This window comes from uncultured Methanobrevibacter sp., from assembly GCF_902774605.1.
Classification (GTDB): domain Archaea; phylum Methanobacteriota; class Methanobacteria; order Methanobacteriales; family Methanobacteriaceae; genus Methanocatella.
This window is the reverse complement of sequence record NZ_CACYJE010000043.1, coordinates 1-18,941: the sequence shown is the minus strand read 5'-3', so window position 1 is coordinate 18,941 and position 18,941 is coordinate 1. Positions and strand designations below refer to the sequence as shown.

Genomic DNA, 18,941 nt, shown 5'->3' with positions numbered 1-18,941 from the left:
CCCTGTTTTTTGTTCGGGCGGCATCTCTCAACGCCAATGGTATGAACCATTTCGCTCCGGCAAATATTATCAGTCCAAGGCCCACTGCCTTGACTGCCAGTTGTGGAAGCAAATGCAGTTCAACGCTTTCACCGCCTAGGATAGGTGTCAGGAGGATTACAATAATCACGGCAATGTCCTGGAATATCAGGATACCTAATGTCACTCTTCCCTGAACTGAATGGGTAATGTGCCTTTGCTGCATTATCTTCATGACAATTGCAGTGGATGAAAACGCAACCAGGAATCCCAGAAACAGTGCGCTCGTCCATGGCAGTTTCAATGCAAAGCCGAGAAGCGTGATCAGTATTGTCGTAATGGCCACCTGAAGAATACCTCCGATCAACGCGTAACGCTTGATTGCCGAGAATTTTTCCACTGAAAACTCCAGCCCTATGATGAAAAGCAGGAATATGACTCCCAGCTCTGAGAGTGTGGAAATCATGCTTGTGTCATTTACAACATGGCCTAAAACAATCCCTGTTATGAATAGCCCAATCATTGTGGGCAGTTTCAACTTGTTGAATATCAACAATACTAGAACGGCAGTAATCAGTATTATTGACATGTTCTGTAGCAATAATATGTTCATTGTTTAATGTCCCTATAAATATTAAAAAGCTTGTTTTTGGTGGTGTTGGTGGGTTTAAAAGAAGAAAAATGGTAGTAGATTATAATCTACTAACTTTAATTAAAGATTCAACAGGAATGCCTTCGATTTCAGAAAGCCCTGCCTTATCGATTAAAACGGTAACGCAAGTAGGTTCTCCGCCGAGATCCTTAACAGTGTGAATGGCTTCTTTTGCGGTTTTTCCACTGGTAATTACATCGTCAACGATAACAACTTTCTTGCCTTCAACACTTCCAAAGTTGGTACTGATGGTACCTTCATCATCACTTGAATCAGCATCTTTCCTGTGTTTGTGCGGATGGAAAATAGCTAAAGAGGTGTCTTCACCAGTCATGTCTTCAATATGTTCGGCCATAACGGTTGCAAATGGAATTCCACTAACTGCAACACCAACAACGGTATCCACATCGCCATGTGTCAATGCCATGTCACTTAAAGCGCCTGAAACATAACTTAAACGTGTTGAGTTTCCACCAATGCTTTTCCAGTTAATGGCAAAGTCAACAGGTGCTTCAACCTTTTCTTCAGTTGCTTTTTGAAGGGTCAACCATCTGGCAGTGTCCATGCTGACATTCAATTCGTCAGCAATCTCACCAGTGGTAAATCCGTGTTCTCTGAGTTCTTTAGCTTTTGCAATTAATTTTTGTTTCACATTATCACCTTTCTTCTAGTTCTTCAAAACTAATTGGTTTATGTTCTTTGGATGATCTATTCGCAGCAATAACCATTTTAAGAGCTTTAAGTCCATCTTCACCAGTTATTTCTGGTTCTTCTCCATTCATCACTGCATTTAAGAATGATTTTAATTCGCTTTTGAGAGGTTCTTCATGTTTAATTTGGATATCCTGAGCAAACTTACCGTACACTTCAATGCTCTGTTTGATGTAATCGACGGATATGATTCCCGCAGTACCGGTTAGCTCCAATTCTCTACGCTTGTAAGGAGTCAACCAGTTCACTTCAATTATTCCTGTGGATTCATTGTCGAAATTGACCATTATCTCTGCATGGTCTTCAAATTCGCTGTCGTCGAAACTACTGTTCATTGTTCCGTAAACCTGTGTCACTTCCTCTTCAAACAGGTAGTTCATAATGTCTAAATCGTGAATGGCTAAATCAATTGACACTCCAACATCTTTTATTCTTGGTGGGAGTGGACCTACTCTTTTTGCAAATGCGGATACTATGTCTCCGATAACTCCATCATCAATGAGTTCTTTAGCTTTTTGAACCGCAGGATTAAATCGCTCAACGTGACCGGTTGCAAGAATGACTCCAGCTTCTTTAGCTGCAGCAATCATTTCTTCTGCTTCGTTTAATGTAAATGCAATAGGCTTTTCGACCAAAACATGTTTCCCGTGCTTGATTGCTTCCATAACGACTGCATGGTGGAATGTGGTTGGCACACAGACGCTTACAGCTTCAATTTCGGGATTCTCAAGAAGTTCACTATATTCGGTGAAACCTTTGGCACCATATTTCTTCTCTATTTTTTTAAGCGCCCTTTCACTTACATCACTTACAGCTACTAAATTTGCTTCTTCCATTTTGTGGTAGACACGAACGTGGTTTTCACCCATCGCTCCTACTCCTACAACTCCTACGTTAATAGTCTTCAATTTAATTCCTCCGTTTAAACATAATCCTCGAAAAGTCTTCCAATGCGACCGCCAAGTTCAACCGCATTTTTGATGGATCCTTTTTCAGTTTGCTCTTTAAGGATTTCTCCTTCTTTAGTCAATAATATTGAATAAATATTAAATTCTTTATCATTCATGCGTGCTATTGATCCAATAGGCCATTGGCACCCGACTCCGAGTTCCTCAAGCACTTTCTTTTCCGCAAGCACTTCCTGCATTGAAATGTAATCATTGAGTTTGGAAATGACTCCCTTCTTATCTGAATCACGCCTTGTAATGATTGCCAATGCTCCTTGGCCTGCAGGCGGGGTGATGTAATCTAGAGGGAATACGTTTTTAATGTATTGTGTCAGATTCAATCTTTTAAGGCCCGCTTTAGCCATGATGGTGGCATCCAAATCACTTTCCAGGGCTTTTTGAATTCTTGTTTCAATGTTTCCTCTGATTGGTTTAAGCTCGAATTCTTTATTGTAATGATTACAGAATGCTTCTCTTCTAAGACTGCTGGTTCCAAGTTTTGAGCCTGGACCCAATTCGCTCCAGTCTTTTTTAGAGATTAAAACTTCATTTGGAGATTCACGTTTCGGAACAGCCACTATTTCCAAATCCTCGTCTAACTCGGTAGGCAGGTCTTTAAAACTGTGCACTGTAAAATCAACTTCCTCTTCTAGAAGGGCAATATCCAATTCTTTAGTGAATAGTCCTTTTGAATCCATATTATATAATTGGGATGTGGTAATCTTGTCTCCTTTGGTCTTGATGACTTCCACATCTATTGATTCGCCAGTTATTTTAGATAAGGCGGCACAAACTTGATTGGTTTGAGCCAAAGCTAATTTACTTCCTCTTGTTCCTACAATCATGTATTATCTCCAAGTTTTCAAAATTCATTATTGTAATATATTTTACAATATTTTGTTACATTTTTAATTTTTGCAATTAATATTTATTAAATGTTTCAATTTTTGGCAGGATTTATCTTTTTGAAACTTCACGGTAATCTGAGCGATAAATGAAAAGAAGATTTTTATCATTGTTTATTGCCATGTCGTAAATGTCTGCATGGCTTTCAATGAATCGTGTTTTTTTAGTTAGTTTTGACTTAAGTGAATGTCCCACGTCCCCTGTCAATATGATGTCATGGTCAAGGGTGTTTAGAAAGCCCGCTAATTTTTCCTCATCAATTTCCTCGCAAGTTATTCCATAGTCCCCGCCTATGCTGATGTAGTAATCATCCAAATCGTCAATCATGTTTATTGATTCCTGTATTGCTCGAGTGTTCAATCCAGGATTTATCTCCTCAATGATTATTGAATTTCCAATGTTTTTTCTGTTGGTCCTGCCTGGGATGCCCTTGTAATTTTGGATTTTTTCAATGATTTTTTCAATTGGAATTTCCAGGCTGATGCAGGTCAGCACGACACCAAGGACATTGCTTACATGGTGGGGTCCGGGAGCAAATGTTTTCACTGTCATGTTTCCGGATAGCAGATTGTCATTTACTGTTTTGACATTATCGTATTCGATTTTGATGACGGTCTGGTTCAGGTCATACTTCACATCACAGGCATGCAAGTCTGATGATGAGTCATTCATTGAGAACGTATTGACTTTATCATGCTTAACATCTGAGTAGAATTCGTCAAAGGCTTCCTTTTCAATGCAAACGCATCCGCATCTAAACACTTGCTTTTTAGCCTCAGAAGCACAGCTTCTTCCTCTTGCAATGGGATAGTCTTCGGCAATGTTTAGCATTAATCCGACATCCCCGATGCCACTGACTCCAAGGGATGATTCGAAAATCGCCGAATCGTATTTTCTGAAATCTGTTCTCTCCACGGTTTCATCGGAGATTTTGCATATTGGGTTTGCAATCTTGTACGCCAGGTCAATGGTGTCCTTGATGTTTGCGGGGGTTATTGAAATGTTTTTTTTCAAGACGATTTCACGCCTATCCTCGTATAGCAATGCCCCTAGGCTGGAGAGTATCAGCGGGTTTTCATCTATCAGTATTTCCTTAAGCATGAAGACTGAAGTGGTTTTTCCCTTGACTCCTGTCACTTCTATTTTTTTGATGCCCTCTCCCCAATCGTTTAAAAGGTCTTTGACGATTTCATGGTGAGTCTGGAAAGTATAGTTCAGATTCGGGTTATGGGAAGTGATTTCGTCATGGCTCAACGGAAGGTGGATTGGATAGATAACGTTCATGTCTCCCTTGAAGTCCTTAAGGTCTTCCAGCTCTATCAACTCCACATTATAAATCACAAGCATCTTGTGGTCGATGTCATCCAGGGTATTGTAGATGTCATATGCCAATACGTTTCTTCCTTTCTTGGCCAGGCTGATGGCTATCTTCACTCCGCCATGGGTCAGGTCAATTACCAGATTATTCATTATTGCACCGTGGATTAGTGTTCAATCCGCCTTCTTTCAGCTTGTCCTTAACTTTTTCATAGAAGTATTTGGTTGATGTTCTTATGAAGTAAGCGTCCTTTTCATACTTTTTGAATTTGATCTCTTCCTCGTATTTTGCCTCTTCGTTGATTTGACCATCCATTACGAACACTGCGGTTTTTCCTTTCTTAAGCAGCTTGACTGTGATTTCACTATTGTCTGACACTACAAATGGTCTTGCTCCAAGTTTATATGGACAAATAGGGATTATGATGAATCCTCCCACTTTAGGGTCAACGATTGGGCCGCCCGCTGACATCGAATAGGCGGTGGAACCGCTTGGAGTGGATATTATCAGTCCGTCAGCCCTGACCTCTTCAATTATTTCACCGTCAACCTGGATTTCGAAATGCTGCATTTTGGCAGGCTTGTCAGTCATCACCACGACCTCATTCATTGCGGTGAAGTGATTGTTCTCGTGTGAAACCACGAGACGGGTTCTTTTTTCCTTGTAATAGTTTGCCTTCAGGATTTCATCCAATGCCTCGAAAGTGTCTTTGGCTTCGATTTCAGTCAAGAACCCTACTGTTCCCATATTTATTCCGAATATTGGGATTTCAGGTTTCATCTTGCTTTGTGCTCTTAGAAGGGTTCCGTCTCCTCCGAGGATGATTGCCATGTCGCAGTCAAAGTCGAATACCGGCTCGGCCAGCTGCTTGTAGTTGATGTTGAAGTTGATGTCATCCAGCGGTTCTGAGATTTCAGGGTAATTGTCCTGTATTTCCTTGATGATATTGTTTAATTCAGGGTTTTCCTTCAGTTCTGTTAGCTTATGGGCCAGCCTGTGCTCTATGGTTACTTCACGGCCGTTGGTTAGAAGGTAATCGATGATTTTTGCCGAGAAGAGTATTGGTCTTGTCTGGTCTATCCTTGAAACCACACCCACTTTTCCGATGAAGTCGGTTTGATTGTCATTTAATATGTCAATCATTTGCTTGTGCATGATTTCATTGTTTGCGGCCACGACGATTGTTTTTTCATAGATGCTCAGATTATTGTTGAGCTTTTGACCGTACTTGTCGGTTATTATGCATCCTGCCTCTTCAAGTATGAGCTTTGATGCAGCAATGTCTATTATTCTGCTTCCCCTCAAGTCGAGAAATGCATCATACCTTCCGCTTGCAACGTATGACAGTTCCAGAACCACGCTTCCCAGCACTCTCATTCTTCGAGCGGTGTCAACCAGTTTTGACGCTTCTGAAGTTCCGCTTTTGGTGAATCCTCCAAGTGTCATATCACTGATGTTGATGATGTCGCTTGGAACCACTTCCTCATTGTTCAGCCAGCATCCTTTTCCTTTTTCAGCTTCAAAGAAGTTACCGTTGGCGAAATTGCTTATGAATCCGAGTTCAACATCGTTCAGTGTTGACAGTTTTCCGGGATTCACGTTTGCGACTGCTATTGAAATTCCGTATGCAGGGATTTCCTTGATTGCATTGTTTGTGCCGTCAACTGGATCTATCAGGAATATGAATTTTGGTGTTTCCTCTTCGGTTAGATCGGTTCTTCTTAACTCTTGGGTTAGGTTGATGCTTCTTTTTGTTCCTTTACCAAGCTTCAATTCTCCAATCTCTTCACTTATGATGTATGATAGTACCGGCGCGTTTTTTAGGATGTTGATAATTTTGTCTTCTGCAATAATGTCAATTAATGATGTCGGTGTTCCGTCTGCACCTATCTTTACTTTTTCGCCGGATTCCGGTTTTCCAACGTATGGCCGAATGGCTCTACCCACTTCTCTAATGATTTCGTATGATAAGTCTGTTGCTACTTGTTTGTCACGGGCATTCATGTTTATTCCTCAATAATATTATCATTCAGATAAACTACTGACGCTATGGCTGATGCAATGTTTTCAACTGTTGCTGTTGCGTATTCGATGATTAGGTCTTGGATTTCAACGTTCCGCTTTTCCATCATGTATTTAACCATCTTTTCAGCTTCGTCAATTAGTTCATCCGGGTCTTTGTTGGTTCCGCATGCTTCAACGGCACAACCTAATTCTTTTCCAATAGCCACTCCCACCACTGCGGTGATTTGGTCTCCTGGATTGTCGGAGGTGATTTCTGATAAAACGCAATTTACCATGGCTCCTGCCTTAAGTTTTGGCAATGTTTCTATTTCAGTTTCGCCTGCAAGCATGCTTGAGACTTTGATAAGGTTCACATCGCCAATTCCAGCATCGCTTAAGGCATTGTCGAATGCATTCAATTTTGTGGGGCCCTCGTCCGTTCCAGATACTATAGCTATTTTCATATTATTGCTCATGTTCAATGTTATGTTTTTTAAAATTTAAATAATTTAAAGTATAAATAAAATTTAGGTGTGCCTTATGATTTTCAATAAATATATTTCAATATTCATTTCAGCTTGTCTGTTCATGCTTTTGATGCTTATCGTATCTTCAATAATTGCAATGTTCGGCGCAATCCCTTATATCGGATTGGTGTTTGTTGTAATATTCTATTTCGTTGCAAGGCTATTCTATGCTTATCTTAGAAACGATGACTACTACAAAAACAATCGAAATCACACAAGTGACATGAAAGGCGAAAGCTACATTACCAAAGGAGAACGTGACACCAAAAAAATATTCATTGTTGTATGGGTATTGGTCATACTGGTTCTTGCGGCAGTTTCCTTATGGCTATACTCATATAACAAGGGATTAAGATTGATGTAGCTGATTGGATATCAAAAATGATTAATTCATTGAACGAATGATTTAAATAAAATGGAAATGATAGTTATTAATAATCTATAATATTCCTTATTATATGATTAAAAACCGGTTTTTAAATAAAATGGAGGAAAATTAATGTCAACAAAAGTTGTAGAAATTAAAACATTAAAAGTTGGTAAATATATTGTTTTAGGAGGAGAAGCTTGTAAAATCATCAGCTACACTACTTCATCCCCTGGTAAACACGGAGCTGCTAAAGCAAGAATTGAAGCAGTCGGTATATTCGATAATCAAAAAAGAAGTTTAGTAAAACCTGTAGATAACAAAGTGGATATTCCTATCATCGACAAAAGATTAGGACAAGTAATATCCATCCAAGGTGACAATGTTCAAATCATGGACATGGAAAACTATGACACCATTGACTTACAAATGCCTGAAGACTTAAAAGATGAAATCACTGAAGGCAGAGAAGTCGAATACATTGTCGCAATGGGAAATATGAAAATAATGAGAACTAGAGGATCATAAGTTCTCTTTTTTTTATTTTTCCTTTTTTTTTATCAGATAAATTATGCTTTTAAATACTTATGAACCATGGAAATTCGCATTTTCTCGCGAAAATGATGAAATAATAGAGAATTCATACGGGATAATTGGTGTTCCGTTTGACAGCACCACTTCTTATCATTCAGGTTCACGTCTAGGGCCGATTGTTGTGCGTGAGGCATCATTCGGTTTTGAAAAATACAATACTGTTTTTAACAAGGACCTTACCACTAACTTTTACGATTTCGGCGATGTCAACGTGATTCCAGGCAACTGTGAAAAGACCTGCCGCATCATTGAGGATACCGTGAACGAAATGCTTGATTTGAAAGTTAGGCCGATAATCATCGGAGGGGAGCATTCAGCTTCAATCGGTGCAATCAAGGCATTGGCTGAAAGGCATGAAAGGCTGACCGTTGTGCATCTTGACGCTCACAGGGACCTTGCATTCGAGTTCATCGGAGAGAAGTACTCACATGCCACAGTCATGAGAAGGGCTCATGAGATGGGCGCCAACCTTGTGCAGATTGGAATCAGGTCATCTTCAAAGGATGAGGAGGACTATGTAAAGTCCACTTATAATATACAGACATTCAAGAACAGGGATGTTCACAAGCACATGGATGCCATCGAGTATTACCTGACCAATATCGACGGTCCGATTTACGTTTCAATAGACATGGATGTGGTCAATCCTGCCATAGCGCCTAGTGTGGGCAATCCGACACCTGGAGGACTCTTTGTTCATGAGCTTGAAACAATTCTTGAAAACTTGTGTCATAAAAACATTGTGGGTTTGGATGTTGTCGAAACCGCAAGCAACAAGCTCGGCGACCATACCGCTGTCGTTGCGGCAAAGATAATTTATGACTTTTTAACTTTGATAGATTAAAATTGCTCCATCAACAGAAAATCTTTTTTCAATTTTATTCAATTACTCATTTTTCAATACTTTTTTTTAAACAGTACTTGTTTATTCATTATTAATTTAAAAGTGTTTGACATAATTTTAATGATAGTTAAATTTAATAGTAATTTTTAAAAGATATAATAATATCTGACGAAATTTCATGATTTCGTAGAGGTGTTATATGTTGGACAATTTTTTTAAATTTAAGGAAAATGGAACTGATTTTAAAACTGAAATAATCGCAGGTATCACCACATTCCTTGCTATGGCTTACATTCTAGGTGTAAACCCGGTCATTTTGGGTGATGGTGGAATGCCTGTCACCGGAGTATTCTTTGCAACCGCTGTTGCATCCGGTGTTGCTAGTATAATTATGGGGCTAGTTGCTAAATACCCAGTCGGATTAGCTCCAGGTATGGGACTGAATGCATTGTTTACATATACAATCATTCTAGGAATGGGAAACACTTGGGAAACTGCACTTGCAGCAGTATTCATCTCAAGCATAATCTTTTTAATAATCACCATTTCAGGATTAAGGGAAGCCATATTAAATGCCATTCCTCTTGACTTGAAATTGGGTATAGGTGCGGCAATCGGATTCTTCCTGGCATTCCTGGGTCTTAAGGGTGCAGGAATCATTGTTGCTGATCCATCAACTTTCGTTTCAATGGGAGCACTTACAACCGCCCCTCCACTTCTTGCAATGATCGGTATCATCATCACATTGATACTGTATGTTAGAAAGGTGCCAGCGGCAGTATTCCTCGGATTAGTAATCACCGCAATTCTTGGTGTAATATTCACCGCAGTGGGATACGGTGCAGGAGACATGCTGATGCCAGCGGTTCCGGCACAATTCATAACCACCAGTTTTGACTTGTCACTGGTTGCAGGATTTACAAAAGGATTCGGACAACTGTTCTCAAACATTCCAAACCTGATAATGATGCTGTTCTCACTTGTATTCGTAACATTCTTCGATACAACAGGAACATTGATGGCTTTAGGTAGGCAATGTGGTTTCATTGACGAAGAAGGTCAAGCTGTTGGAATTGAAAACGCATTCCTCGCTGATGCTGTCGGTGGTATTGTGGGTGCAATATTCGGTACAAGTACTGTAACCGCTTATGTTGAAAGCGCAGCAGGTATCGGTATCGGCGGTAAAACCGGATTGACCGCAGTGGTCACAGGTATCCTATTCATATTGTCAATATTCTTCGCACCATTAGTGCTTAGTTTATTCACTTCTCCAGTGACTTGTGCTGCATTAGTGATTGTCGGTGTATTGATGATTACTCAATTGAAAGATGTTGAATGGGATAACATAATCGTAGCCGCTTCAGTGTTCATGACCATTATCATGATGATTTTAACCTACTCCATTTCATTAGGTATCGCTTGGGGATTCGTTGTTTACGCAGTCGCAAGCCTGGCAAGCGGAAAAGCAAAAGAGTTAGGTTGGGGTATCTGGCTGATGGTTATAATATTTATAATATACCTGTTCTTCGGACTATAGGCTCATAACAATGAGTCTAACTTTTTTTATTTTTTAAAATCAATCCTTATAATCTTTTTCTACCTTATCAAGATAATATTTTCCCTTATCAGTGATGCTGTAGAAACGGTATCGTTTGTCTTCCTCATTAAGACATTCCACAAGCTCCGCTTCCTTCAGTGTTTTGAGATACTTGGAGACATGATTGCTGTTGTCGTCAATGTCCTTGCTTATTTTTGAAGGAATCTTATCCTCTTTTTCAAGTGATTTAAGCACTTTAATCCTTTTTTTGGAGCGGGCTAGAAGTGAAACGATACTCATGTCATCTTTTTGGATCATAGTTAAGAATTTTGATTTTTGCTATTTAATAGATATGTATATGATATTAGCATGCTAATAGCAATGTTTATATTATGTGTGTAATAAATTAATTATTACACGATATGGAGGTTAATTATGGATAAGAAAATTATTACTTTGATGGCTGTATTTGCAGTAGTTATCTCAATAGCTAGTGTATATGCAGTTGAAACTACAAACCATGATTTTGATGGTTTATTTAAAATGGATGTGCCTGTAGATGAAAACTTAACTAATCCTGTTGAAGATGGACAATATGCTCCAAATTTATGTGCTAATGCGGAATATTCTGGAGAAAACATTAGTATATTTTATTATAATGAATCAAGCATGTCTGCTGACTTCAAAGCAGATAATCTCACTGATTATTTGCCACAAATGTTAAAATCTAATTCAGTATATATGAATGAACCATCAATTGATGGAAATTTATATATTTGGAATAATACTTCTGGAGGATCTTCAAATGGCGCTTATCTTGTAGGTATTCCTTCAGAGGATGCTAGTGAAATGGTATGTGTGGAAGGAAATAACTTAGACGATTTGAAAACTTTCACAAACTCTGTACAGTTTTAAAATTTCATTGAATAAACTTAGAGAAGATATTTATGGCTGAATCAAAAGTTTTTAAATTACCTGAGGGTATTGATGCAAGTTCAATAGGTAAAGAAGTTGAAAATTTTTTAAGAAGTGTTAAAAACTTAACTACTGAGGGTACCAAAACTCCAGATGGTTACTTTGTTCAAGCAAAAGAACAAGAAGGATCCGGTTGGAAACAGCTTGCAGGTATGACTATGGCAATTCAAGTGCAAATAGTTGAAATTAGTGATACTGTTACTGTAAATATAGGAAACGGTAAATGGGCTGATAAAATTGGTGCTGGTGCCGTTGGTGTGGTTTTATTCGCTCCTCTTGCAGTAACCGCTGCAGTGGGTGCATATAATCAAAAAAAATTGCCTAGCGAAATATTTGAACATATTGAGAAATATCTTTTAGGTGGCGGAAATAAAGTAATGATGAATTCATTTGGAGGAGGTTCTGCCACAGGAGATGAAGTAATATGTCCTAATTGTAATTCAGTAAATAAGAAAAATACTAAATTCTGTGGAAATTGTGGTTCATCATTGACATCTACATGTCCGAATTGTGGCGCCAATGTGGCTCTTGATACAAAATTTTGCAGTGAATGTGGAAGTCCTATGAAGGAACCTGATAAAATTTGTCCGGGATGTGGTGCTTCAGTTGCTGCAGATATGAAATTCTGTGGTGAATGTGGAACAAAAATGGAATAAATTACAATACAAGCAAGTAATATAATTTTTACATTGTAGAGTCCATAAAACTCAAATATGAATATTATAATATTCATTTTAGTATAGATATTTCAGTGATGGTTTCTACATGTTTTTTTTTATTTTTTTCTCATTTTATTATTTTTAACACATAGCAATACCATTAAATATCATCAAAATATATAATTATAATATTAACTAAAAAATGGAGCATATTGTTATGAATAAAAGAACTATTGAGCTTTCAGGCCATATTATTGACTCATTGACCTTAACAAAGACAATGGGCATTATTATGGATAAAGGCGGAGAATTTGATATACTGGAAATCGATGTTGGACGTAAAAAGTCAGATGTAAGTCATGCGAAAATAGAAGTTTCAGCGGATTCTCCCGAATTGCTAGAATCCATCCTGGATGAGCTGTCCGTGCTTGGAGCATCCATCGATGAGATTAAGGAAGTCAATCTTGTTGCAGCAGTTAAGGACAAGGTGGCTCCTGAAGGCTTCTACTCATCATCCAACCATACAACCCACATATTCTATGGTGGAAACTGGATTCCAGTCGAGGAAATCGAAATGGATTGTCTTGTGGTTGTCGATGAGGAAGAAAAAAGGGCTTTTGTAAAGCCAATAGCCAATATTAAGGCTGGAGACAAGATTGTTGTCGGCCTTGATGGTGTAAGAGTCACACCACCTCACCGTTCAAGGGATGAGCAACAGGTCTTCGAGTTCATGAACAGTGAAGTTTCCTCTGAAAAGCCTTTGATGAACCTTATCAACGGCATTGCAGAAGAGATGAAGGAAATCAAGGCTAAAGGCGGTAAGATTGGTATTGTCGGAGGCCCGGCTATTGTTCACACAGGTTCAGGCAAGTACCTGGCGGAGCTTGTCAAGGAAGGTTACATTGATGTCATCATGGCAGGTAACGCTTTGGCAACTCACGATATCGAGTCCAATCTTTTCGGAACCTCCCTGGGTATCGAGGTTGAGACAGGTAAGATTGTCGCCCACGGCCACACTCACCACATGAGGGCCATAAACAGGATCAACAATTCCGGCTCCATTAAAAAGGCGGTTGAGGACGGCACACTGACTGGTGGTATCATGTATGAGTGCATCAGGAATGATGTTCCATATGTGTTGGCGGGCTCCATTCGTGACGATGGCCCATTGCCTGATGTCATAACCGACACTGTCGAGGCGCAAAAGCTTATGAGACATTACGCTCAGGAAGTCGACATGGTTATCATGATTGCCACTATGCTTCATTCAATCGCAACTGGTAACCTGCTGCCTTCAAGGGTTAAAAGTATCTGCGTGGATATCAACCCGTCAACAGTGACCAAGCTGTCTGACAGGGGAAGTGCTCAGGTGGTCGGTATCGTAACTGACATAGGCACATTCCTGCCATTGCTTTATAATGCGTTGCATGAGGATTAGAAAATGAAATTCACCGCTTATATTCTGGATGTTTTAACAGATTCCGTTTATCCTGCAAGAGTGACAATCGCCGATGGGGTGTTCAAGGAGATTGTTCCGATCCACATCACTGAAGAGACTAAGATCGATGTTGATGGCGTGTTGCTTCCGGGTTTTATAGATGCCCATATTCATATTGAAAGCAGCATGATGACTCCTGCACAGTTTGCAAAGATTGCAGTGAGGCATGGTACCACTTCCGTTGTATGCGATCCTCATGAAATCGCCAATGTTAGGGGAATTGCTGGTATTGAGTTCATGATTGACAATGCTTCCACAGTTCCGTTCAATTTTTATTTTGCGGCGCCTTCATGTGTGCCTGCAACCTCTTTTGAAACTTCCGGTGCAATATTGGATCATGATGATATTGAATATTTGCTTCAAAAGCCAGAAATGGTTGCGCTTGCTGAGATGATGAATTTCCCAGGTGTTATAGGTGCGGATGAGGAAGTTTTAAGAAAGTTGAAAATTGCAAGAAAGTATGACAAGCCTATTGACGGTCATGCTCCCCTGGTTTCCGGAAGAGATTTGGATAAATATATAGAACAGGGTATAGTCACTGACCATGAATGCAGCAATTTTCAAGAAGCAATCGAGAAAAAGCAGAAAGGCATGAAGATAATGGTTCGTGACGGGTCATCTGCTAAAAATATGGAAGGTCTATTTGATTTTTCGGCACGTATTGAACATTACAAAAATCAGGATAATTTCGGAATCATCCCCAACGAGGTGCTGTCAAGAAGACTTCACTCACCGATATTCGATTTCATAGTGAGTGACGACAAGAATCCTAAGGACTTGATCAAGGGTCATTTAAACGAATCGGTTAAAAAGGCAGTGGACTTGGGAATAGATCTGATTAAAGCCATTGAAATGGTGACAGTCAACCCGGCAGTCCATTATGGTATTGAAGGAGGTGCAATTGTCACAGGCGCAAAGGCAGACTTCATCATAGTTGATAATCTGCATGACTTGAACGTTTTGAAAACATACATTTCAGGAGAATGCGTTTTCGATGGTGAAGAGGTGCTGTTTGACATTGAGGAGGTTGAAGTTGGAAACTCAATGGATGTGGACAAGAAATCCCCACAGGACTTTGACATTTGTTATGATGGTGATGAATGCGAAGTCAACGTCATCAAATGCTATAACGGTGACCTGCTGACTAAAAAAACAACTGCAACACTGAAAACAAAAGACGGCATCGTCCAACCGGACATCATAGAGGATGTGCTGAAGATAGCAGTTGTTGAACGTTACGGTGGAAACACAATTACAAACGCCTTCATTAAAGGATTTGGACTTAAAAAAGGAGCTATCGCATCATCAGTTGCCCATGATTCCCACAATATCATAGTCGTAGGATATTCATCAGAAATGATGGCAGAAGCAGTCAATACGATTATTGATAATGGTGGAGGAATAGCTGTTGTAAGTGAAGACTTCTCAGACTCATTGTCCCTTCCGATTGCAGGATTGATGAGCAATGAGGATGCATTCGACATAGCTGAAAAATTATTCACCCTGCAGAAAATGGCATTTGCCCTTGGATGTAAGCTGGATGCTCCGTTCATGACAATGGCATTCATGGCTTTATTGGTCATTCCATCAATCAAGATTTCAGACAAGGGCTTGTTTGACGGGGACAACTTTGAATTCATGGATGTTATAAGAAATTAGGGTTCGTACCCTTTTTTCATCAATTCTTTTTTTATTTCATTCATTGCTTTTATATCTTCTTTTCTGCCGACTTTCAAAACAACCCGTCTGGCTTCCTTAAATTGCTTTAAGTATTCCTCTTTTTTGTCACTGTCTGCCTTGTCAAAGCGTGTCAAATTGTCCATTCAGTGCCTTGGTTTTTCTATTGATGGTCAATTCACTCACCCTTGATTTGATGACTATGGCCTCATCTTTCTTTTTAATCGGGTCGCTTTGCTTTATCGCCTCTGTCAGGCTGATGACTTCACACTTAAAATAGGCTTCAATACTTTTTAAAGAGTAATCCTCGTTGAATGAATCCTGAGGCAATTTTCCGATAATTGGGGTGGTGAAGAGCTCTGGGTCGTGGGTGATGTTGACTGTGAACTCCCGTTCCCTCATGATGTTTTCCAATGTGCGGCTTCCCTTGAAAATCCTGTTGATTATTTTGTCATTGCCTGCACAGATAACTCCTATTGGTGCGGCATTTTTACTGCCGTCATCATTTCTTGTAGTTATTATGGTCTCGTATTGTCTGCCTTTTTCCATTCCAATTAGAGATAGGTCTATTTTCATTTGAATCAATTATTTGATTAATTTTAAAAAACCTTTTTATATCTTAATTAACAATATATTAATTATAATATTTAATTTTAAGGAGTTTAAGCTTATGAAATATAAGATGTATGATGAAATGATGGAGCAACCCGAATCACTTAGGAAAACTTTTGAAAGTGAATTTTCCACTATGCAGGAAGTTTCAAAATTAGTTGAAAACACTAACAAAGTCTATTTAATCGGTTGTGGAAGTTCAATTTCAACTTGTTACAGTGTAAGGGACGCAATAAGAATGTCCAGTACCAACATTGACATTGAAGTTTATACCGGCTATGAATTCTACTACAATAAGAGATTGGTTGAAAATGAAAACTCAATAGCCATTTTCACCTCACAGTCCGGTGAAACCGCCGACACTCTCGCTTCACTCAGAAGGGCGAATGAATTTAATATACATACCGTTTCTATTTCCAATGAACCTGAAAGTTCAATGATTAAAGAAGCTGAAACTCCAATTGTAACCAGGTGCGAAACAGAAACAGCCATTCTTGGAACAAAAACCTACATCACACAATTGGCATGCCTATATCAAATATTGTTTGCGGCATCTGACTATGAAGCGAAAGATGAGCTTTTAAGGCAATTGTCTGAAATGCCGGATATTATTGAAGAATTGCTTAAAAGCACTGAATATGAGAATAAACTCTTGGCTCAGGATTTCGGGAAAGAGGATATATTCTACTGTCTTGGAAGTGGTCCTAACTTTGGACTTGCCTATAAATTGGCGATGACCATGCTTATGGAAGGAGCAATCAAGCATGCTTGTCCTGAATATTCCGCAGAATTCAGGCACGGTCTTATTGAAAGGGCTGAGAAGGGAGTTCCAATAATATTTTTAAAATCAGAATTCGAGTCTGATGAGATAACTCAAAAGGCCATTGACTTTTCAGAGAACCTGGAATTGAGGTCAATCATTTATGAATTGAAGGATTACGCTGATGTCGATAAGCTGTTATCTCCATTCGTCTTTGTGATTCCTCTTGAATGGTTCGTATACTACTTGGCACATTACAACGGCGAGGATCCGGGTGCAACAAGACACATCGGTAAGGTCAGGTACTAGTTTTAATTTAAAAAAAGAAATTGAAATGTAGAATGCTTATTCTACATTTACTTTATGTTTTGGTATGATTAGTTTTGGAATGGTTATGATAACTATTCCGTTGGTGAATTTTGCAGTGATTTTTTCAAGGTCAATGCTGGTTTCAAATCTTACTGTTTTTACACATCTGCCGCTTTTTAATGCTGACACGATTGTTTCAGCGGTTTCGTCTTCTTCGAATTCTTCAATGTATGGTTTGAAGGTGGTTTCAATGGTTATGTCATTGTCGCCTGCTTCGATTAACACGTCGTCTTTGGTAACGCCTGGGACTGCCGCTTTGATGTAGTAGATGTCTTTGGTTTCTATAAGATCGATGTCTAATGTTTGAATAGTTGATTTTTTATAGTTTGCGTATTTTTCATCAGCGTTTTTCTGCATGTTTTTAATGTATTCTTTGAAATCGTCTATACTGGTGTATAGGTCGTTGATTACATTGTCAGCAATGTTTTTGCCTTTTTCTTTTTTGTCTTCAAATTTTTCATCAAAGGTTTCTTTTTTATCATCGAAGCCGTCTTTTGCTTCATTAACTTTTTCATCAAATTCTTCTTTTTTATCTGCTACTTTTGCTTCAATGGTTTCTTTGTCTACCATATTTTTCACGCTCCTTATTGATGAATTATGTTATAAGTATGTATTAGTTACATTTTGTTTGTATTTAAAGTTTTCTATTTTTATAACTTAAAGTTATTTAAAAAATAATTCCGTTATTCTTTGATTTTCATCTGAAATATTGTTTATTTTGCAAATGTGAGGTATTGTTTAATTAATATTGATAATTAAGATTTATGAAAGTTGGTTTCAATAAAAATTAAATTTTAATTGGATTTTAATATTTTTAACTGGGGGTGACTATTCAATTTATGCACAATTGTCTTTCAGATTTAAGTGATGCTTTAAATTGGTTTTTGAATTTGAAATTAATTATTTGGCGGTGATTAAATGGGGAAGTGATGTTCAATCATTGGATTTTAGTGACCAGATTCTTGATCTTTTCGCAAAATTTAATGATAATGATTAAATAATTCCATGCAGGCAAATGCCTTAAAAAAAGAAATAAAGTTAAAAAATAAAATTAATTATCTTTTAACAGTGAGTTTATTTGATATTGTTAAACCTTTGCATGTAGTTTTAATGGTGTATTTTCCAACCTTTAATTTTTTAGGCAATTTAAATGTAGCAATGCCCTTCTTGTTAGTTTTAGCAGTATAGGTTTTGCCGTTTAATTTGATTTTCACTTTTTGTTTGGATTGAGCCTTACCTTTACTGTTTAAAACTTTTACAGTGAATTTTTTTGATTTTTTGTATTTTTTGGAAACGTTTTTAGTAATGATGGATTTTTTAACTACAATCTTATTTTTAACTGAAACTTTACCGTAGGTTGATGTAACATAATGTGTTCCAGGTTTCAATTTTATTTTTAAAACTGCAACGCCATTGCTGCCTATGTTCGCAGTGTATTTTTTATTATTTATTGTGAACACTACCTTGCCATTTGTTACGGCTTTTCCACCGGACAGTACTGTAACTTTAAAGGTGGTTGTTTTGTCATAATAGGTTTTTAAGTTGGAACTTTTTATTGAATCTTGAACTACTGCTGTTTCAGAAGGTTTGGTGTCAGTATTCTTATTTTTGCCGGTAATCCAATTATAGATTTTGTCAATAATGGAACCGGTTTCGGAATCCTTTTTACCGATAATCTTGCTCCAGTCAAAGCTACTGTTTTTGTCATCATTTTGATCCTTGTTGGAAGTGGCGTTTTTACCAATGATGCTAGTCCAATTTAAATTGTTTAACCATGATGTTAAGTTAAAGTTTTTCAATGCTGAAGTTAAATTGGAATCAAGCAATGATGCAATGTCAGTGAGATTATATTTAAATGGGCTGGTTTTGTTTAGACTGTCAATTAATGCATCAATACTGTCTTTTAAAACATCGGTCCAATTTAAATTCTTGATAAGTGATGTTAAATTGAAGTGTAGTAATGCAT

21 protein-coding genes are annotated in these 18,941 nt (G+C 38.2%); 9 read left to right on the top strand and 12 right to left on the bottom strand.

Annotated features, from left to right (window positions below; translation table 11 throughout):
• The 7 genes from QZU77_RS08165 to QZU77_RS08135 all read right to left on the bottom strand — a co-directional run.
• The coding region (locus QZU77_RS08165; RefSeq protein WP_295602960.1) for a cation:proton antiporter at window positions 1–631 on the bottom strand (631 nt) is incomplete at its 3' end.
• Between the two features lie 79 nt (window positions 632–710).
• Window positions 711–1,322, bottom strand: a complete 612-nt coding sequence (locus tag QZU77_RS08160; protein ID WP_295602958.1) for an orotate phosphoribosyltransferase-like protein — start codon at window positions 1,320–1,322, stop codon at window positions 711–713.
• Window positions 1,323–1,326: 4 nt separating this feature from the next.
• Window positions 1,327–2,289 carry a Gfo/Idh/MocA family protein gene (locus QZU77_RS08155; RefSeq protein ID WP_295602956.1) on the bottom strand — a complete coding sequence of 321 codons (963 nt, stop codon included), beginning with the start codon at window positions 2,287–2,289 and terminating at the stop codon, window positions 1,327–1,329.
• A 14-nt stretch (window positions 2,290–2,303) separates the two neighbouring features.
• A complete protein-coding gene (hemC, locus tag QZU77_RS08150) occupies window positions 2,304–3,173 on the bottom strand; it encodes a hydroxymethylbilane synthase (RefSeq protein WP_295602953.1) in 870 nt (289 codons plus the stop codon).
• 112 nt (window positions 3,174–3,285) lie between these two features.
• Window positions 3,286–4,704: a coenzyme F430 synthase gene (gene cfbE / locus QZU77_RS08145; protein ID WP_295602951.1), complete on the bottom strand. Its 1,419-nt coding sequence runs from the start codon at window positions 4,702–4,704 to the stop codon at window positions 3,286–3,288.
• Window positions 4,697–6,556: a bifunctional NADP phosphatase/NAD kinase gene (locus tag QZU77_RS08140; protein ID WP_295602949.1), complete on the bottom strand. Its 1,860-nt coding sequence runs from the start codon at window positions 6,554–6,556 to the stop codon at window positions 4,697–4,699. The genes cfbE and QZU77_RS08140 overlap by 8 nt, the downstream gene beginning before the upstream one ends.
• Window positions 6,557–6,558: 2 nt before the next feature.
• Window positions 6,559–7,020, bottom strand: coding sequence for a pyruvoyl-dependent arginine decarboxylase (locus QZU77_RS08135; RefSeq protein ID WP_295602962.1), 462 nt, complete (start codon window positions 7,018–7,020; stop codon window positions 6,559–6,561).
• Between the two features lie 76 nt (window positions 7,021–7,096).
• On the opposite strand from QZU77_RS08135, the gene QZU77_RS08130 reads away from it, so the two are divergent.
• The 4 genes from QZU77_RS08130 to QZU77_RS08115 all read left to right on the top strand — a co-directional run bounded on the left by QZU77_RS08130 (window position 7,097) and on the right by QZU77_RS08115 (window position 10,425).
• Window positions 7,097–7,447 carry a hypothetical protein gene (locus QZU77_RS08130; protein WP_295602947.1) on the top strand — a complete coding sequence of 117 codons (351 nt, stop codon included), beginning with the start codon at window positions 7,097–7,099 and terminating at the stop codon, window positions 7,445–7,447.
• Between the two features lie 135 nt (window positions 7,448–7,582).
• The gene (locus tag QZU77_RS08125) at window positions 7,583–7,978 is read left to right on the top strand and encodes a translation initiation factor IF-5A (RefSeq protein ID WP_295602945.1); all 396 of its coding nucleotides are present in this window, start codon (window positions 7,583–7,585) and stop codon (window positions 7,976–7,978) included.
• 43 nt (window positions 7,979–8,021) lie between these two features.
• A complete protein-coding gene (gene speB / locus QZU77_RS08120; RefSeq protein ID WP_295602943.1) occupies window positions 8,022–8,888 on the top strand; it encodes an agmatinase in 867 nt (288 codons plus the stop codon).
• Between the two features lie 199 nt (window positions 8,889–9,087).
• Window positions 9,088–10,425: an NCS2 family permease gene (locus QZU77_RS08115; protein WP_295602941.1), complete on the top strand. Its 1,338-nt coding sequence runs from the start codon at window positions 9,088–9,090 to the stop codon at window positions 10,423–10,425.
• 39 nt (window positions 10,426–10,464) lie between these two features.
• On the opposite strand, the gene QZU77_RS08110 is transcribed toward QZU77_RS08115, so the two are convergent.
• A complete protein-coding gene (locus tag QZU77_RS08110; RefSeq protein ID WP_295602939.1) occupies window positions 10,465–10,743 on the bottom strand; it encodes a helix-turn-helix transcriptional regulator in 279 nt (92 codons plus the stop codon).
• Between the two features lie 117 nt (window positions 10,744–10,860).
• Between QZU77_RS08110 and QZU77_RS08105 the strand changes: the two genes are divergently transcribed.
• The 4 genes from QZU77_RS08105 (at window position 10,861) to ade (ending at window position 15,216) form a co-directional block, all read left to right on the top strand.
• Window positions 10,861–11,340 (top strand): hypothetical protein, encoded by a 480-nt coding sequence (locus QZU77_RS08105; protein WP_295602938.1) that lies wholly within the window; start codon window positions 10,861–10,863, stop codon window positions 11,338–11,340.
• Window positions 11,341–11,372: 32 nt separating this feature from the next.
• Window positions 11,373–12,056, top strand: a complete 684-nt coding sequence (locus QZU77_RS08100) for a zinc ribbon domain-containing protein (protein WP_295602936.1) — start codon at window positions 11,373–11,375, stop codon at window positions 12,054–12,056.
• 220 nt (window positions 12,057–12,276) lie between these two features.
• Window positions 12,277–13,497, top strand: a complete 1,221-nt coding sequence (locus QZU77_RS08095) for a TIGR00300 family protein (protein ID WP_295602933.1) — start codon at window positions 12,277–12,279, stop codon at window positions 13,495–13,497.
• 3 nt (window positions 13,498–13,500) lie between these two features.
• Entirely contained in the window at window positions 13,501–15,216 is a 1,716-nt protein-coding gene (gene ade, locus QZU77_RS08090; RefSeq protein WP_295602931.1) for an adenine deaminase, read from the top strand.
• Here the strand turns inward: ade and QZU77_RS08085 are convergent.
• Window positions 15,213–15,380 (bottom strand): hypothetical protein, encoded by a 168-nt coding sequence (locus QZU77_RS08085; protein ID WP_295602929.1) that lies wholly within the window; start codon window positions 15,378–15,380, stop codon window positions 15,213–15,215. The two genes, ade and QZU77_RS08085, sit on opposite strands and share 4 nt — an antisense overlap.
• Entirely contained in the window at window positions 15,358–15,810 is a 453-nt protein-coding gene (locus tag QZU77_RS08080) for a DUF447 domain-containing protein (protein WP_295602927.1), read from the bottom strand. The genes QZU77_RS08085 and QZU77_RS08080 overlap by 23 nt, the downstream gene beginning before the upstream one ends.
• Before the next feature lie 94 nt (window positions 15,811–15,904).
• On the opposite strand from QZU77_RS08080, the gene QZU77_RS08075 reads away from it, so the two are divergent.
• The gene (locus tag QZU77_RS08075; protein WP_295602926.1) at window positions 15,905–16,915 is read left to right on the top strand and encodes an SIS domain-containing protein; all 1,011 of its coding nucleotides are present in this window, start codon (window positions 15,905–15,907) and stop codon (window positions 16,913–16,915) included.
• A 36-nt stretch (window positions 16,916–16,951) separates the two neighbouring features.
• Here the strand turns inward: QZU77_RS08075 and QZU77_RS08070 are convergent, their stop codons facing one another.
• Both QZU77_RS08070 and QZU77_RS08065 read right to left on the bottom strand, forming a co-directional pair.
• Window positions 16,952–17,545, bottom strand: coding sequence for an Hsp20/alpha crystallin family protein (locus QZU77_RS08070; RefSeq protein ID WP_295602924.1), 594 nt, complete (start codon window positions 17,543–17,545; stop codon window positions 16,952–16,954).
• A 485-nt stretch (window positions 17,546–18,030) separates the two neighbouring features.
• The coding region (locus QZU77_RS08065) for an Ig-like domain-containing protein (RefSeq protein WP_295602922.1) at window positions 18,031–18,941 on the bottom strand (911 nt) is incomplete at its 5' end.

Excerpts from the sequence above, each read along its gene's own strand:
- QZU77_RS08095 (WP_295602933.1), top strand. The coding sequence starts at position 12,277 with ATGAATAAAAGAACTATTGAGCTTTCAGGCCATATTATTGACTCATTG.
- QZU77_RS08080 (WP_295602927.1), bottom strand. The coding sequence starts at position 15,810 with ATGAAAATAGACCTATCTCTAATTGGAATGGAAAAAGGCAGACAATAC.
- ade (WP_295602931.1), top strand. The coding sequence starts at position 13,501 with ATGAAATTCACCGCTTATATTCTGGATGTTTTAACAGATTCCGTTTAT.
- cfbE (WP_295602951.1), bottom strand. The coding sequence starts at position 4,704 with ATGAATAATCTGGTAATTGACCTGACCCATGGCGGAGTGAAGATAGCC.
- QZU77_RS08075 (WP_295602926.1), top strand. The coding sequence starts at position 15,905 with ATGAAATATAAGATGTATGATGAAATGATGGAGCAACCCGAATCACTT.
- QZU77_RS08070 (WP_295602924.1), bottom strand. The coding sequence starts at position 17,545 with ATGGTAGACAAAGAAACCATTGAAGCAAAAGTAGCAGATAAAAAAGAA.
- QZU77_RS08110 (WP_295602939.1), bottom strand. The coding sequence starts at position 10,743 with ATGATCCAAAAAGATGACATGAGTATCGTTTCACTTCTAGCCCGCTCC.
- QZU77_RS08105 (WP_295602938.1), top strand. The coding sequence starts at position 10,861 with ATGGATAAGAAAATTATTACTTTGATGGCTGTATTTGCAGTAGTTATC.
- QZU77_RS08135 (WP_295602962.1), bottom strand. The coding sequence starts at position 7,020 with ATGAAAATAGCTATAGTATCTGGAACGGACGAGGGCCCCACAAAATTG.
- speB (WP_295602943.1), top strand. The coding sequence starts at position 8,022 with ATGCTTTTAAATACTTATGAACCATGGAAATTCGCATTTTCTCGCGAA.
- QZU77_RS08115 (WP_295602941.1), top strand. The coding sequence starts at position 9,088 with ATGTTGGACAATTTTTTTAAATTTAAGGAAAATGGAACTGATTTTAAA.
- QZU77_RS08125 (WP_295602945.1), top strand. The coding sequence starts at position 7,583 with ATGTCAACAAAAGTTGTAGAAATTAAAACATTAAAAGTTGGTAAATAT.
- QZU77_RS08085 (WP_295602929.1), bottom strand. The coding sequence starts at position 15,380 with ATGGACAATTTGACACGCTTTGACAAGGCAGACAGTGACAAAAAAGAG.
- QZU77_RS08100 (WP_295602936.1), top strand. The coding sequence starts at position 11,373 with ATGGCTGAATCAAAAGTTTTTAAATTACCTGAGGGTATTGATGCAAGT.
- QZU77_RS08130 (WP_295602947.1), top strand. The coding sequence starts at position 7,097 with ATGATTTTCAATAAATATATTTCAATATTCATTTCAGCTTGTCTGTTC.
- hemC (WP_295602953.1), bottom strand. The coding sequence starts at position 3,173 with ATGATTGTAGGAACAAGAGGAAGTAAATTAGCTTTGGCTCAAACCAAT.
- QZU77_RS08140 (WP_295602949.1), bottom strand. The coding sequence starts at position 6,556 with ATGAATGCCCGTGACAAACAAGTAGCAACAGACTTATCATACGAAATC.